The organism is Paenibacillus sp. cl130 (assembly GCF_900116035.1).
GTDB classification, from domain to species: Bacteria; Bacillota; Bacilli; order Paenibacillales; family Paenibacillaceae; genus Paenibacillus; species Paenibacillus polymyxa_B.
Window position 1 is genome coordinate 965,851 of record NZ_FOYG01000001.1, and the last position, 14,280, is coordinate 980,130.

At 46.6% G+C, this 14,280-nt stretch carries 14 protein-coding genes; 3 read left to right on the top strand and 11 right to left on the bottom strand.

The genetic code is table 11. The features are described 5' to 3' along the window. Positions 1-11: 11 nt before the first annotated feature. From BM358_RS04555 to BM358_RS04585, 6 genes are all read right to left on the bottom strand, one after another. Positions 12-1,178 (bottom strand): P-loop NTPase family protein, encoded by a 1,167-nt coding sequence (locus BM358_RS04555; protein ID WP_028543031.1) that lies wholly within the window; start codon positions 1,176-1,178, stop codon positions 12-14. 517 nt (positions 1,179-1,695) lie between these two features. Continuing rightward, positions 1,696-4,023, bottom strand: coding sequence for a histidine kinase (locus tag BM358_RS04565; protein WP_028543032.1), 2,328 nt, complete (start codon positions 4,021-4,023; stop codon positions 1,696-1,698). Positions 4,024-4,242: 219 nt separating this feature from the next. Further along, positions 4,243-5,130 carry a metal ABC transporter permease gene (locus BM358_RS04570; RefSeq protein WP_028543033.1) on the bottom strand — a complete coding sequence of 296 codons (888 nt, stop codon included), beginning with the start codon at positions 5,128-5,130 and terminating at the stop codon, positions 4,243-4,245. Beyond that, positions 5,127-6,056, bottom strand: coding sequence for a metal ABC transporter permease (locus BM358_RS04575; protein ID WP_028543034.1), 930 nt, complete (start codon positions 6,054-6,056; stop codon positions 5,127-5,129). Before BM358_RS04575 ends, BM358_RS04570 begins: the two co-directional genes overlap by 4 nt. Before the next feature lie 5 nt (positions 6,057-6,061). Continuing rightward, a complete protein-coding gene (locus BM358_RS04580; protein WP_028543035.1) occupies positions 6,062-6,826 on the bottom strand; it encodes a metal ABC transporter ATP-binding protein in 765 nt (254 codons plus the stop codon). A 14-nt stretch (positions 6,827-6,840) separates the two neighbouring features. Beyond that, positions 6,841-7,812, bottom strand: a complete 972-nt coding sequence (locus BM358_RS04585; protein ID WP_028543036.1) for a metal ABC transporter solute-binding protein, Zn/Mn family — start codon at positions 7,810-7,812, stop codon at positions 6,841-6,843. Positions 7,813-8,048: 236 nt separating this feature from the next. On the opposite strand from BM358_RS04585, the gene BM358_RS04590 reads away from it, so the two are divergent. After that, entirely contained in the window at positions 8,049-8,825 is a 777-nt protein-coding gene (locus BM358_RS04590) for a DUF3153 domain-containing protein (protein WP_028543037.1), read from the top strand. Between the two features lie 195 nt (positions 8,826-9,020). Here the strand turns inward: BM358_RS04590 and BM358_RS04595 are convergent, their stop codons facing one another. From BM358_RS04595 to BM358_RS04605, 3 genes are all read right to left on the bottom strand, one after another. After that, a complete protein-coding gene (locus tag BM358_RS04595; protein WP_023987611.1) occupies positions 9,021-9,446 on the bottom strand; it encodes a thiol-disulfide oxidoreductase DCC family protein in 426 nt (141 codons plus the stop codon). Between the two features lie 130 nt (positions 9,447-9,576). Continuing rightward, positions 9,577-9,903: a hypothetical protein gene (locus tag BM358_RS04600; RefSeq protein ID WP_025722703.1), complete on the bottom strand. Its 327-nt coding sequence runs from the start codon at positions 9,901-9,903 to the stop codon at positions 9,577-9,579. 123 nt (positions 9,904-10,026) lie between these two features. Further along, on the bottom strand, positions 10,027-10,446 hold the full coding sequence (locus tag BM358_RS04605; protein WP_013309264.1) for an organic hydroperoxide resistance protein: 420 nt from the start codon (positions 10,444-10,446) through the stop codon (positions 10,027-10,029). A 149-nt stretch (positions 10,447-10,595) separates the two neighbouring features. Between BM358_RS04605 and BM358_RS04610 the strand changes: the two genes are divergently transcribed. Beyond that, complete coding sequence (locus tag BM358_RS04610; RefSeq protein ID WP_256253343.1) at positions 10,596-10,853, top strand: manganese catalase family protein; 258 nt, start codon at positions 10,596-10,598, stop codon at positions 10,851-10,853. A 236-nt stretch (positions 10,854-11,089) separates the two neighbouring features. Continuing rightward, a complete protein-coding gene (locus BM358_RS04615) occupies positions 11,090-12,409 on the top strand; it encodes an Nramp family divalent metal transporter (protein WP_023987609.1) in 1,320 nt (439 codons plus the stop codon). A 35-nt stretch (positions 12,410-12,444) separates the two neighbouring features. On the opposite strand, the gene BM358_RS04620 is transcribed toward BM358_RS04615, so the two are convergent. Both BM358_RS04620 and kdpC read right to left on the bottom strand, forming a co-directional pair. Beyond that, entirely contained in the window at positions 12,445-13,377 is a 933-nt protein-coding gene (locus BM358_RS04620; RefSeq protein ID WP_028543039.1) for a GNAT family N-acetyltransferase, read from the bottom strand. 166 nt (positions 13,378-13,543) lie between these two features. Continuing rightward, complete coding sequence (gene kdpC / locus BM358_RS04625) at positions 13,544-14,272, bottom strand: potassium-transporting ATPase subunit KdpC (protein ID WP_028543040.1); 729 nt, start codon at positions 14,270-14,272, stop codon at positions 13,544-13,546. Positions 14,273-14,280: the final 8 nt, after the last annotated feature.

Below are 14,280 nucleotides of genomic sequence, written 5' to 3' on the forward strand. Positions count from 1 at the left end.
ATCAGCCCCTTTTAAGACCAAACGGCGGGCGGATGTGTTACACTGTCCACATTCAGCAGCTCGTGGCACAGATGACGAATTTCCCGCTGATAAATCGGTGAACTAAGCAGTAGCTCATGGTGCTGCATCTGCTTCCATGAAGGTATATAGGGTAACGCTCCGTTTATCTCCATGAAGTCACGAGGTAATGAGTTGATCATAGTTCCCATATAGCGGTTCACCACAAAGCTGGTTTTGCATATCATGTCTTCAAGCCCTTCAGGCTGCGTGGTTTCTAAAACATCCAGCCATAATCCGCACTTGTGCATGCTCATTAAATCGTCTGCCAGCAGCCAAATCAGCTTATGACTAGCTTCAAGCACGGCTTGAGCCCGATCACCTTTTTCAGAATCGCCATCTACGATCACTACATCATACTGCCCACTTTCGGCAACCGTTCGAATCAGCTCTTTCGCTTCATCACAAGTCATGTCCGTCAGCTCCTTGCGATTATAGACAGGCTGAAAAGTATCCGCCTGAATTTCAGGGCGACGAATACAGTAGGAAGCCATGGATAATGGAGTGTCCTCACTCCCCTCCGCCTTGAGATCATAGAGCAGCCTGGACAGCCCTTCTCCTTCTGCTCCGCTAGCACTGCCTGAACCAGTGAACAACGAGCTTGAATCCACCGTCTCCAGATTCAGATAGAATACCGAATATCCCTCATTCCCCAGCTGTTTGGACATATTGAGTGCGGCCGTTGTCTTGCCTAGTCCACCGGAAGCTGCTACGATGCCGATAATCATTCCACCTTCCCGACTGTTTACACTTTTCCGACCGTTCGACCTCTGTCTAGCCGTTTCCAAAATAAAACCGACCAGCTCAGATAAAGGCTGATACTTTAATAAAGGCTGTCCATATTCGCTCACTTGTTCTCCCTCATGCAATACCAAACAAGGAATATCAGCAGCTTCCCTGTCTGTCCATAGATTCAAAAAAGCCGCTTCACCTACCACCACATCCGGTCTTTTCATTCCACTGGTTTCCATTATGTATTGATGAAATGCCTCCGGTTGCGAAAAAGCCGTGATTCTCAGCCTTCTGGCGTACTCGCTTCCGTGAACATAATTCAGCAGCGGCTCAATATAATCCCGGCTTTCTACGGCCAATACCACTTTCACTGGAACTATAACGCTCATCCCTTTCCCTAACACAACAACGCAAAAAAGCACCGTTCATCCATCCGTAAGTACATACGGTTGGTGAACGGTGCTTCCGTCACGTGCAATCTATTTACTGGTAGAATAGCATAGCGCTTATATTAGAGCAAGTATTTTTTGTGCAAGTATCTTCCAAAATCCTCGTACTAGGAGAAGGCGGGCAGTCTAGCCCCGCCTCCTAGCATCTTCATCTTAGTAGAATTTGTGGTGACGACGATGACAGTCATGATGACGATGATGGCGGTGATGGCGACGTTTCCGGCAATGACATTTCTTATCAAAATCTTCATGTTTCCGGTGATCATGTTTAAATTTAGGTTTAAACTTAATGACAGTCACCTTAATGATCTTCTTAAAGATACGTTTTTTTGGCTTACGCAAATGACAATGTTTAAACATTTTTAATTCGCCTCCATTTCTTTGAGATAGAATATACTATGGAAGCAGCGAACCATCGGTAACCATCATATGACTATTTATGAATTTACTGGGCGAATTAACGATCTACCTCCAGCTTAATATCCGGATCATAATCCGCCACAATTAGAACATCCATATGACGTGCTTGACGGAGAATCCTCGGCACAACCGCAGCCTTCCCCCAACGGCTACTTCGGGAAGACTGCCCCACGATGAGCTGCGTACCTGAATATCCTTCCACTGGAGCAATCAAAATGTCGGCAATCTCGCTTCGGCTGGAAACAAGCCGTATCTCAAAGGTTCCCCCCAGTCGGTGGGTCAGCAACTTTAGTTGTTCCAGACGAGGGTTCAGTCTCTCGGGCATACGCTCACCGACATGAACATAAGTCACAATCCACACAGCCTTCAGACGAAAGGCGATACGAAAACCGCGGCGAATCAGCCTTTCAGCATTTTCGCTTAGCGTCACGCCTACGAAGATCACTTCCTCCCTGCGCCAAGGTCCCCGAAGTGATTCGTGTCGATCCCAGGATTCCAGCCGCTCATCTACGTCATCTGCCAATTCCCGCAAAGCAAGTTCACGCAACGCAATCAGATTGCCCAGTTTAAAAAAATGGCTAAGTGCCTGTTCCACCTTCGCAGGATCGTATATTTTGCCCTCACGCATACGCTGCTGCAACGATTTGGGAGCCACATCAACAAGCTGTACTTCATCGGCCAGACGCATCATATGGTCGGGAACAGTCTCTCTCACTCGTATACCAGTAATCTGTTCTACCGCATCATTCAAGCTCTCCAGATGCTGTACATTCATTGTGGATATCACAGAAATACCTTGTTCCAAAATGGTAAGCACATCCTCATAGCGCTTAGATCTCATACTTCCGGGAACGTTGGTATGTGCCAGCTCATCAATAAGCACCACCTCGGGATTACGCCTGAGAATGGATTCCGTGTCCATTTCTTCCAAGTGTGCGCCATGGCGCTCGATGGACTGACGGGGTATCATCTTCAGAGATCCTACCTGGGCCAGTGTTTCTGCTCTTCCGTGCGTTTCCAGCAATCCGATAACTACATCGATCCCACTCTCCAGCAGATCATTCCCCTCTCTCAGCATCGTGTATGTTTTGCCGACCCCCGGAGCAGCGCCAATGTATACCTTGAGCTTGCCCCGCAGGATTTTGGCTGCCTCAGCCTGTGCTTCCTCAACGCTCAAACGATGATACGGATCGTTATCTCCCTCCTCCTGTCTCATTGTTGGCAAAATCCGCTCACCCTCCTGCTCGGCCCGGTCCGCAATCAGCAGCAAATCCATATTTTTCATTCGTTTTAAAATCCCGTTCACAAGCGATCCTTTCATCAGCTCCTGCCACGGCGTCTGCCGAGAATGCCCCATAACAATTCGGGTAACATTGTGCGTCACCGCATAATGAATCAGTTGACGAGGCAACCTTCTGCGGGAAAAAAGCGGGATTTCTTCAAATGTTGATCCGATCTTGTCAGCCAATTTCTCAATTGAACGCTTGAAGGCTGCTGATTCCTTGGACAGTTTGCGCTTCGAGCTGACAAAGGAGACCACTAGCATATCTCCACCCAACCGCTTGGCGACCTGTTCCCCCCTACGTACATAAATGGACCCATTCCAATGATATTGGACAGGTACCAAAATACGCTCTGCGGCTCCTGATGCCCCGTGCAAGCCTAACTCTTCCCGGTGCCGTTCCAGCGAATCGTTCACATCCTCTGCTACCAATCGCAGGGCTAGCTCACGCAATTTACCCAGATTTCCCCGGTGAAACATCTCAGGATTGGGCGTATGCATATAGCCTTTCGCCAGCCGTTCCAAAATCATCTCCGGGGTGGCATCAATCAGACGAATTTCATCCGCCAGCTCCAGTGTATCAACCGGAACCGTATATTCCGCTTCAAAGCCTGTCAGCTGATACACCCACTCCGTAATTCCCTCGAGTTCATAAACATTGACCGTCGTAATGACGCTAATTCCCTGCTCCAGCAAATACCGAATATCTTCCAGCCGTGTTGGAAATAGGGCGTCTTTCCGGTTATGATGTGCCAAATGATCCACCAGTACCACCTCGGGATTTCGTGCCACCAAAGCCTCCACATTCAGGTCCTTTTGCTCCTCACCATCTTTTATCCAATGAATGCTAGGCACTCGCTCCAGCGTGCCGACCTGTTCCACGGTCACAGGCCGCTGCATGGTTGAGACCGCACAAATCACAACATCAATACCTTCATGCTGCAGCGATTGTCCCTCCTGCAGCATATGATACGTCTTGCCCGAGCCACTGACCGCACCCATGTATATTTTGAGTCTGCCTCGATGCAGTTTGTTAATCGAATCCAGTATTTCCTCTGGTGATTTACGTTTGAAGCTCTCCACTTTCGTTCCTCCCCACAGCGTGCCGCTTGTTTGTTCGGTCCATTCTTATATGGTTGTAATGAATGTACTCCCGTGTCCCAATCAATTCAAGATGATCAATCAAGCTTGCCCCAAAAAAAGCCGCACAGGGCAGTATAAGTGCAAAAAAACGTGCATTCAGGTCTCTTATGCCTGAATGCACGCTATTTTGGGTAACTCATATGGGATCACTTCCTACAATCACTTGCTATCTTCGCCAACGATCCCCCGTTGTTGAAATAACTTTTGCCATACCACACCGTGAGACGGGGAAAAGAGGAAAGCCAAGAGCAGCAACAGACCCGATACACACAGCATACATGCTGCAATAGAAGCATCCAATACACTTGCTGTGTAAAAGCCTACGACCGAACTGATCGCCCCAAATCCGACGCTGTATACAATCATATGGGACAACTTCTCCGTCAGCAAATAAGCGGTAAGAGGCGGTACAACGAGCATGCCAACCACCAGAATTGCACCCACGCTCTCAAATGACGCCACCGTCGTTAGTGAGACGAGACTCATCAGTAGATAATGAAATAAAACAACTGGAATGCCTAATGAAGCTGCCAAGGCGGGATCGAAGGAAGTAATTTTAAATTGCTTGAAAAAGCCCCCTATCACGAGCAAATTGATCAAAAACATCACGCCCGTAATCCACACAGCCCTCGGACCGACATTGAAGCCAGCTATTTCTAACGTATTCCACGGCACATAAGCAATTTCCCCATACAAAACGTGATCCATATCCAGATGGGCATTGGAAGCAAACACACTGATCAGCAAAACACCGATAGCAAACAATGTCGTAAACACCACGCCAATGGCAGCATCACTTTGCAGACCGCTTTGTTGGAATAGCTGAATCAGGTACACCGTTAGAAGACCCAGCACAGCCGCACCAAACATCATCCACACCGAATCCCTCGATCCGCTGATGAGAAAGGCAATGACAATCCCCGGCAATACCGCATGACTGATTGCATCACCGATCATAGCCATTTTTCGGAGCACGAGAAAGCACCCAACGATACTACATCCCCCTGCCACTAACATTCCCGTCAAAATTACATAAAATGAACTCATAGGGCACGCTCCTCCCTTGGCTGTGTTCCGACTGTCTGCTCCAGATTTTTTCTGGCGTTCAACCGAACGATAGCCTTGGAGATCATCCCGCGCTGCGGCGCAAAAATCAAGCTCACTCCAAACACCACAGTCGCACACAACACGCATAACGGTCCTGTAGGCAGATTTTGTCCCAGAGAGCTAATGACCGTCCCACCAAGGCCTGCTATAGCACCAAACAAGCCTGATAGGCATACCATGACACCCAGCTTCTCTGTCCAGTATCTTGCCGACACGGCCGGGGTAATCAGCAGAGCAGCCATCATAATGACTCCCACGGCCTGAATGCCAGCAACCACTGCAATGACAATCAATAGCATCAACAACTTATCCAGCAAACCTGCCGGAAAACCAAGACCGCGGGCAAAGCCGGGATCAAAGCTGAGCAGCTTAAATTCCTTGAAAAATAATATACATATTCCGATGAGTACCACCGAAATTACCGCCATCGTATAGACATCAGACAATACCATTGCCGCAGCTTGACCAAATAGAAATTTATCCAATCCGCTTTGGTTGCCTGCGCCACTATGCTGAATTTCGGTCAACAACATAATGCCGAAGCCAAAAAATACCGACAGCACCGCTGCAATCGCTGAATCGCTTTTAATTCGCGAATACCGGGTTAACGCACTGATGGCAAAGGTCGCAACAATCCCTGCAATGGCGGCCCCAATCATAAATCCAAACACGGATTTTGTACCTGTGATCATAAAAGCCACACATACCCCCGGCAAAGCCGCATGTGCCAAAGCATCTCCCATGAGCGACTGCTTGCGCAAATACATAAAACTGCCAATCACCCCGCTGCTTAAACCGAGCAAAATGCAGCCCAGCAAAATCCACTGCATGTTTGGGTCGGTCAAAAGCGTTGCCAAGCTTGTCATACTGCTCACCTCACTCCGAGTATCGTACCGGAATCCGGGCCTGTTTTGAGTATACTCAGACGCCCGCCATACGTACGCTGCAGATTTTCCTCGGTAAAAATATCTGTCGTCTCTCCAAACGCCATCAGATGCCCATTCAACAGCATAACCTGATCAAAATAATCCGTGACTGTAGATAAATCATGATGAACGACAAGCACGGTTTTACCCTGCTGTTTCAGATCGTTGAGCAATGAAATAATGGCTTTTTCTGTTGCAGCGTCCACACCGACAAACGGTTCATCCATAAAATAAAGCTGAGCGTCCTGCGCAAGTGCTCTGGCTAAAAAAACACGTTGTTGCTGGCCGCCAGACAATTGACTAATCTGTCTGTCTGCATATTTGCTCATACCTACCTTGTCCAAACTCTCCATCGCAGCCTGACGATCTGCTGCTCCCGGACGCTTAAACCAGCCCAGTCTGCCATACCGTCCCATCATAACCACATCCAGTGCGTTCGTCGGGAAATCCCAATCCACCGACTCCCGCTGTGGTACATAGCCAACCTTGAGCAGCTGTTGCTTATAGGACTTACCGTAGACCAGCACCTCGCCCCTAAGCTTTGGAATCAATCCAAGCGCTGCCTTAATCAGCGTAGATTTCCCAGCCCCGTTCGGACCGATAATACCAATCAGCTTGCCTTCCGGCACTTCAAAGGAAACATCGAACAAAACGGGCTTTTTTTGATAAGCTACCGATAAATCACGAACAACAAGTGGTGAATGCCCCATGTATCTCTGCCTCCTTATTTAAGAGCTTTAACAATCGTATTGACGTTATGCTTGACCATTCCAATATATGTTCCATCTTCTGTGCCCTCTTCACCCATGGCATCCGAATACAGCTCGCCACCGACCTTAATTATATGACCTTGCTGAGAGGCCCCCTGAATAACCGCATCTATAGCCTTTCTCGGAACACTAGATTCTACGAATATAGCCTTGATTTTATGTTCGACCAGATAATCTCGCAGCTTGGTCACATCTTGAGAACCCGCTTCTGATTCTGTGCTCATACCTTGAAGTCCTCTCACTTGAATGTGGTAGGCATCTCCGAAATAGCCGAAAGCATCATGTGCCGTGACAAGCACGCGTTGGGCTTCCGGTATACTGGCAATCTGCTCTCTCGTGTAATCGTCCAGCTCTCGTAGCTCAGTGAGATAGGCTTCTGCGTTGGCTTTATATTCCTCCGCATGAACAGCGTCTAGCGCCGACAATTCATCTCTGACGGTTTCTACCGCAGACATCCAATTCTGTACGTTAAACCAGATATGTGGATCATGCTCAGATCCCATTTCCGGGCTACCTGCACGCAAGTGATCCTGGGCGATGTTTTTGGACACGGATATGACGGGTTTTTGCTTGCTGATTTTCTCCAGAATGTCCTGCATTTTTCCTTCCAGATGCAACCCGTTATAAAAAATAACGTCGGCCTGATCCAGCTTGCGCATATCTCCCTGAGAAGCCTTGTACAAATGCGGGTCAACGCCTGACTTCATAATTCCCGTGACCTCCACATGATCACCGCCGACCTTGCCGACAATGTCAGAGATCATACCGATGGTAGCCGTAGCCTTTATTTTTTGTCCCGCCTCTCTCGCAGTTCCCTGCTCCTTCTTCTTAGCATCGGTACATGCAGTCGCTAGAACTAGAGCTAGAGACAACACTCCAACCGTCGTTACCCATCGCGGCAAAGCCTTCTTAAACTGCTTGTTCATGTTTTAAAATCCTCCTTTGAATATTCGTTTTGGGACAAACTATTTCCTTGATTCAATTATTTTTTATCAATACTATATTTTAGAGTATACACTAAAGTTTTTACCTAGGGAAACATTTTATAAAATATAATTCTTATGTATTTCGTTATACCGTTCGATTTTCGTTCTCCCAATGTGTAATATATAGAAGATATCCAGTCGTTAAACCAAAGAATACATATAAAGAGGTGCAGGTCATGGAGCCAACAGGATACAGCCCTTATCGGAACAAACGTCGGCAAGTTCGGATACGAAAAATACTGCTCATTTTTATGCTGGTGTGCTGTCTGCTTGCCCTAACTTCCTGTGCTCGAGGTGACATCCATGTAGATGTTCATCTCGATCAAAGTGTAGATATGGATGCAACGTTCAGTGTAAACAATCAGACACTGATGATGTTGGACAATCCCGGGCTGCTAGATCAATTAGTCAAGCGTATTCAAAGCAACAATGTAGATGTACAGCCGCTAGCTGAACAGGGAAGAAAGGGATATCAAATCAAGGGACATTATCAAGGAGATTGGAGCACAAACAAAAAAAATCCCAGTCAGGGATTAAATCTACCTGAGGGATTAGAAATAAAGCGTGCTGTGAGTCAACATTTTTTCACAACGAATATTGATCTTACCATGAAGCTCGATATACCACGGATGCTTCCTAAAGAAGCTCAAGGACTGAGTGACAAATTTGAGCAAATGAATGTGTTTGCGCGCAAATTACTGGAGCGGCAGCTGGATCTTAACTTCAGCCTATCCTTACCCATCCAACCTGCTACCAATAATGCGGACCGTGTGTCGGAAGACGGAAAAACACTATATTGGGACATTGCTCCTTTGGAATCTAACGAGCTAAAATTGTCTGTTAACGTACCCAATGTACGACATATCGTGTATGTAGCTGTTACGAGCCTGATACTGATCGTGATCGCTGTGATCTTACTAATTCGTAGACATCGCTCCAAAAAAGAAACTTAAAAAAAAAGCAACTAAAAGTGCGTGTTCAAAAAGTCGGCTTTTCGGGACCGAGAAGGTTGGATGAAGCTAGGGACTGAGTAGCGGAGCGTAGACAGATCTACGTGAGCAACGGAAGGCCCGGCTGAATTCAAGATTCGACGTCGAATCCGCTTCTTGAATAGCTTCGTTATGGAAAGACGACTTTTTGAACAACCTCTAAAAAAATCGTTGTCTAATTTCTGGTGGGGGGATCTGACATTGATCCTCTTCATCCTTGCCAAACCAACGATATCGGTTACGCGCCACCCAGTTATAGACTGCATTGCGCACAAAGCGGGGAACCAGGATGAACACATAGGCCAGCGGATATGGAAAACGAAGACGTTTGGCAATTCGCAAAGCTGCGGTTGACCTTGTATAATACGTACCGTCTTCAATCAGCACGAACGTATCCAACTGATCTGTAGATAGTCCTCCTGCACGTAATAGTTCTTGTCCTGCCTCAGATTGCAGGGAACCAAAATGAAATGTTCCCTTAGGGTCACGCTTGATAATAAAGCGGGCCGCTCCCTGACAAAAGTGGCATACCCCATCCACCAACACAATGGAATGATCTGAATGGGCATGATCAGACTGGTTCATAAATGCATTTCACCTCCAGAGAAATCAACGGCATGAATACCAGCAACGCAACCATATGAATATAAACAAAAAAACGCCGAAAGTATCCGACGCTTGTTTAGAAATGTATAGTCTTTACCTGTTCGAAAAACTAGCTCAATGCTTTCTCAAACAGCTGTTTCGTATTAATTTGCTCTAAAAACTCCTCATGGAACTTATCCATACACTTGCAGATAAAATCCTTATGGCATACCGGGCAAGGCGTCGTTAGCAGTCGACTAATATTCGTCAAGGTCCACTCCGGATTACGTTGAGAAAAAACGCGGCACTCCGTTCCATCGGCCAAACTCATTTTAAACTCATAAAGCCCTTCTTTTTCGTTGCTGCCAGCCAGCGTGAAATTAACAATATTCGGTCTGTAAGACATCATATCACCCGTATTTTTCAAATTTGTTTCGTACCTGATGACCAGAATCACCTAAGCCATCTTAATGAATTTTGGCGATGATGTCAAATGGTCGCGAATCTCAGCTAATCAAGATCTATGTGCAAAAGCCGCCAATAAATCGGCGGCCAGAGTGTAAAAGTTATAGAAATGCAGTCAAATGACATTGAGCTCGACATCAATGTTACCGCGTGTTGCTTTGGAGTATGGACAAAAATCATGTGCTTGGCGTGCCAAATCTTCGGCCTGGGCGCGTTCAATACCAGGTATTTTCACATCCAGACGTACCGCCAGCTGGAAGCCGCCATCGCTTGGGTCCTTGCCGATAGATACGTGGCTGGTGACCTCAACATTATCCACCTTCACCTTAGCCTTTCGGGCCACGTTAGCCAATGCGCTCTCATAGCAGGCACCATAACCTGCCGCAAACAATTGCTCCGGATTCGTAGCTTCTCCACCTGCGCCACCCAGTTCCTTCGGCGTACTGAGCTTATGCTTCAAAACCCCATCAGATGAAGCGACTGAACCGTCTCTTCCACCATGTACCGTTGCTGATGCTGTGTATAATGCTTCCATGATTTCATCTCTCCTTCTCTATATTATTTGCATTCCGCAGGAATCTATCGTCATGTTAATACATGATTTCCTTCTCGTATGTACTTTAAACGAACTACACAAAATGAATCATTTAAAACATGGAAGTTAACTGATTTATTTACCGTTTAATTCCACCTGAAACGCGTAAATTCAAAGAAAAAGGATTGCACCGGGCTATTTATCGTTTCAGTCCGAATGACTACAAGGAAATTGATAAAATATGGAACGGCGTTCACCCGGAAGATGGACAACCTTTGTATGTTAAAGACGGTCCTCCCGAAGGAGCTTCCATCCCCGATTTGGAGGAAAAGCCAGAAATGTTCTCCCCAGGACTATCCTCGGAAGAAATTGAGGAACTGGCTGCACGGCTCTCCCGCAATATTTAAAAGATGTAATTTTAAAAAAATCCAAAACGACCAAGCTGCTCCCCTCAGAGTGATATAGCTTGGTTTTTCTATTGTTCAGCTTTATACGATGGCTATATTGCTTCAAAAATACGATTAACTTGCTTGACCACACAAAAGTTGCACTAGACAAAAACTATTGTGGGTGTACAATAGGGATAACACAATCGTTATGTCACTAATAATATATTTCAACATCAATAAAGAAGGTGAAGCGTATGAAAAATACAAAGGGCAACTTCGCGGAAATCGCTTCACTGTCGGAAGTGAATCGTTCCTTGAGCGTCCCGAAAGACGGGACCTGGTTTCGGAAGTTTCTTGCCTTTGCTGGACCCGGCTATATGGTCGCAGTCGGCTATATGGACCCCGGCAACTGGGCCACAGACATCGCCGGCGGATCGAAATTCGGCTACACGCTGCTTAGTGTCATTCTAATCTCCAACCTGATGGCCATCCTGTTACAAGCCTTATCTGGCAAGCTTGGCATCGCCACAGGTAAAGATTTAGCTCAAATGTGCCGTGATGCCTATAGTCGTCCTGTCGCGATCGGCTTATGGCTATTGTGTGAAATTGCCATTGCAGCCATGGATTTGGCAGAGGTCATCGGTTCAGCCATTGCGCTGAAGCTGCTGTTCGGTCTACCGTTACTATACGGAGTTATCATTACAGCATTTGATGTTATGCTCATTTTACTGCTGCAAAACAAAGGTTTTCGGGCATTGGAAACACTTGTCATTGTGCTGATGGCGACGATTGCCGGCTGTTTTGGCATTAATCTCCTTTTGGCACAACCGGAATGGGGCGGCGTATTGGGCGGCTTTGTACCAGACTCGCAAATTTTGACGAATCCAAGCATGCTGTACATTGCCATCGGTATTATGGGCGCTACGGTAATGCCGCATAACCTGTATCTGCATTCTTCTATTGTACAAACTCGCAAATTTGAGCAGACTTCAGCAGGTAAACGGGAAGCTATTACATTTGCAACTTGGGATTCCAGTATAGCGTTGATGTTCGCTTTATTTATTAATGCCGCCATCTTGATCGTGGCAGCTGCTGTATTCCATACGGCAGGAAGAACAGATGTAGCCGAAATTAGTGATGCCTATTATCTGCTTTCGCCACTACTAGGAACCACACTGGCGAGTATACTATTTGGGGTGGCGTTACTCGCCTCAGGTCAAAATTCAACCGTTACAGGCACTTTAGCTGGACAAATCGTGATGGAGGGCTTTCTCAATCTTCGTCTTTCACCTTGGTTGCGTCGTCTGGTGACCCGCCTCATCGCGATCATTCCAGCGGTCATCGTCACTGCCATCGCAGGGGAAAAAGGTGCGGAGGAACTGCTTGTGCTGAGCCAGGTCATCCTGTCCATCCAGCTTCCCTTTGCTATCATTCCATTACTTCTCTTTACCAGCGACAAAAAAATTATGGGTGAATTCGCAAATAAAATGTGGCAAAAAGTATTAACCTGGATCGTGACCGCTGTCATTATCATCTTGAATGTAGTGCTCATCATCCAAACGATTTCAGGTTAATCGGTAGCCAAATATGAATATATTAAAAAGGTATCTCACTTGCCCCAATGGCAGCGAGATACCTTTTTTTGTTCACCCTTTTTTATTTGTCCTGTATAAATTAAATTTTGTATAGCACTCACATAATAATGAGACTCGGCAGAAATCTCAAACCCTATTGACCGATAGAGGTTCAAGGCACGCTCATTTTGCGTAACTACTCCTAGTCGAATCTTAGTGTACTGCTTGGCAAGCAAAATTTTCACCAAACAAGCAAGAATTTCACGGCCATACCCTTTGCCTTGGTATAATGGATGTACACAGAAATCATGAATAACAGCTGTATCCATATGAACATGATTGACTCGAATCATTCCGACCGGTGTCAGTCTATCTACAGCGAGGTAAGTTACACGTTCTGGTTCTCTCGTATGCTTAAAATAGTTCTTTGTCCAAGACTCGGAGTCACCAAAAGCTTGCGATGAACATTCAACCATAAAATCAAAATCCCGATCTTCTTCTAGCCGCAAAACTAAGCCGGATTGATGTAACCTATCAGATTGGAACCGATTTAAATTCATGGAGAATTCAGACGTACTAAAGTTGGCCCCCAAGTGCTTCACACAATCTATTCCAGGTATTGAATTGGACGGGATTCTGATGCGACATGCTTTGATGCCTTGTAATTGTATCTCAGCTGCAGCATTGTACATTAAGGTGCGGAATACACCCTGGCGCCGATAATTAGGATGAACCATAGCGTTAATATTAGCTTCGATTTCATCTGATGTATACCAACTGAGATAGCCAATCAACTGGTTGCCCAATTGGCAAAGGATCGCTTTATCTCCACCGTTTTCTTTAAGGCTTTCTATGCCCACTCTTAAACTTGATCCGTCGAAATTCTTGCATAGTTGTTCCAACATTCGTATTCGAGCAATCTGATGATCTGAAAAATCATTCATTTTAAAAAATTTATAATCTTGCATATTATTGGTTACCCTCATCAAGAAGAAACCACGCAGTTTATGGACGAGTAGGCGCTGTCCTTCTATAGTCTGTCCGCTTATTCATCGTTACCATTTGGACCGCCTCCTTGATCATATATGAGTACTATTTTAACTTAATTATCAGACAAATCAATTTATTATATTCTCAACGCTTGGCAGGCTCTACCTTCATTTGCGCCTTAAGCGCGAGATTCAGCTTGAGCACGTTCACACGCGGCTCGCCGAACACCCCTGCGCTGCGGCCTTCTGTCTGCTCCTGCACCAGTGCTCTCAGTCGATCCTGCGGGATACCCGTCAAGCCACTAATGCGCGGAATTTGCACCCGTGCCGCCTGTGGCGAGATGTGCGGGTCCAGACCGGAGCCGGAGTTCGTAATCAGGTCCACCGGAACCTGACTGACGGGTACATCCGGGTTATGCTTCTGCCAATCCGCAATAGAGTCCTTGACTCGCTGTATCAAGGCTGGATTCGATGGCGCGTAGTTACTTGAGCCTGAACCAGCCCCATTGTAATCAACGCTCGATACCCGACCTTGAAAAAACGCCGAATCGGCAAAGGACTGCCCAATCAGTTCGGAGCCGACCACCCGCCCCTCCGCGTCACGAAGCATACTGCCGTTTGCTTGCTGTGGAAACAGAACCTGTGCTACTCCTGTACTGACTAGCGGATATGCCAAACCGCACAAGAGAATCATCAGCACTGAAGTTCGTAAAGCCACTCCAATAACTGTACTTCCTCGCATCTCTTGTCTCTCCGGTTGTCCTTCCGACACTGTCCCGGTCCCTGTACGTTTGTTATGACCTTGCCCGCCAGATTCGGCTTTTTCGTGCGCAGCAAATCTGCGTCCAGACATCATCCGATAAAAACCACTCATGTCGCTCA

Excerpts from the sequence above, each read along its gene's own strand:
- BM358_RS04555 (WP_028543031.1), bottom strand. The coding sequence starts at position 1,178 with ATGAGCGTTATAGTTCCAGTGAAAGTGGTATTGGCCGTAGAAAGCCGG.
- BM358_RS04570 (WP_028543033.1), bottom strand. The coding sequence starts at position 5,130 with ATGAGTTCATTTTATGTAATTTTGACGGGAATGTTAGTGGCAGGGGGA.
- BM358_RS04575 (WP_028543034.1), bottom strand. The coding sequence starts at position 6,056 with ATGACAAGCTTGGCAACGCTTTTGACCGACCCAAACATGCAGTGGATT.
- BM358_RS04580 (WP_028543035.1), bottom strand. The coding sequence starts at position 6,826 with ATGGGGCATTCACCACTTGTTGTTCGTGATTTATCGGTAGCTTATCAA.
- BM358_RS04585 (WP_028543036.1), bottom strand. The coding sequence starts at position 7,812 with ATGAACAAGCAGTTTAAGAAGGCTTTGCCGCGATGGGTAACGACGGTT.
- BM358_RS04590 (WP_028543037.1), top strand. The coding sequence starts at position 8,049 with ATGGAGCCAACAGGATACAGCCCTTATCGGAACAAACGTCGGCAAGTT.
- BM358_RS04595 (WP_023987611.1), bottom strand. The coding sequence starts at position 9,446 with ATGAACCAGTCTGATCATGCCCATTCAGATCATTCCATTGTGTTGGTG.
- BM358_RS04605 (WP_013309264.1), bottom strand. The coding sequence starts at position 10,446 with ATGGAAGCATTATACACAGCATCAGCAACGGTACATGGTGGAAGAGAC.
- BM358_RS04615 (WP_023987609.1), top strand. The coding sequence starts at position 11,090 with ATGAAAAATACAAAGGGCAACTTCGCGGAAATCGCTTCACTGTCGGAA.
- BM358_RS04620 (WP_028543039.1), bottom strand. The coding sequence starts at position 13,377 with ATGCAAGATTATAAATTTTTTAAAATGAATGATTTTTCAGATCATCAG.
- kdpC (WP_028543040.1), bottom strand. The coding sequence starts at position 14,272 with ATGAGTGGTTTTTATCGGATGATGTCTGGACGCAGATTTGCTGCGCAC.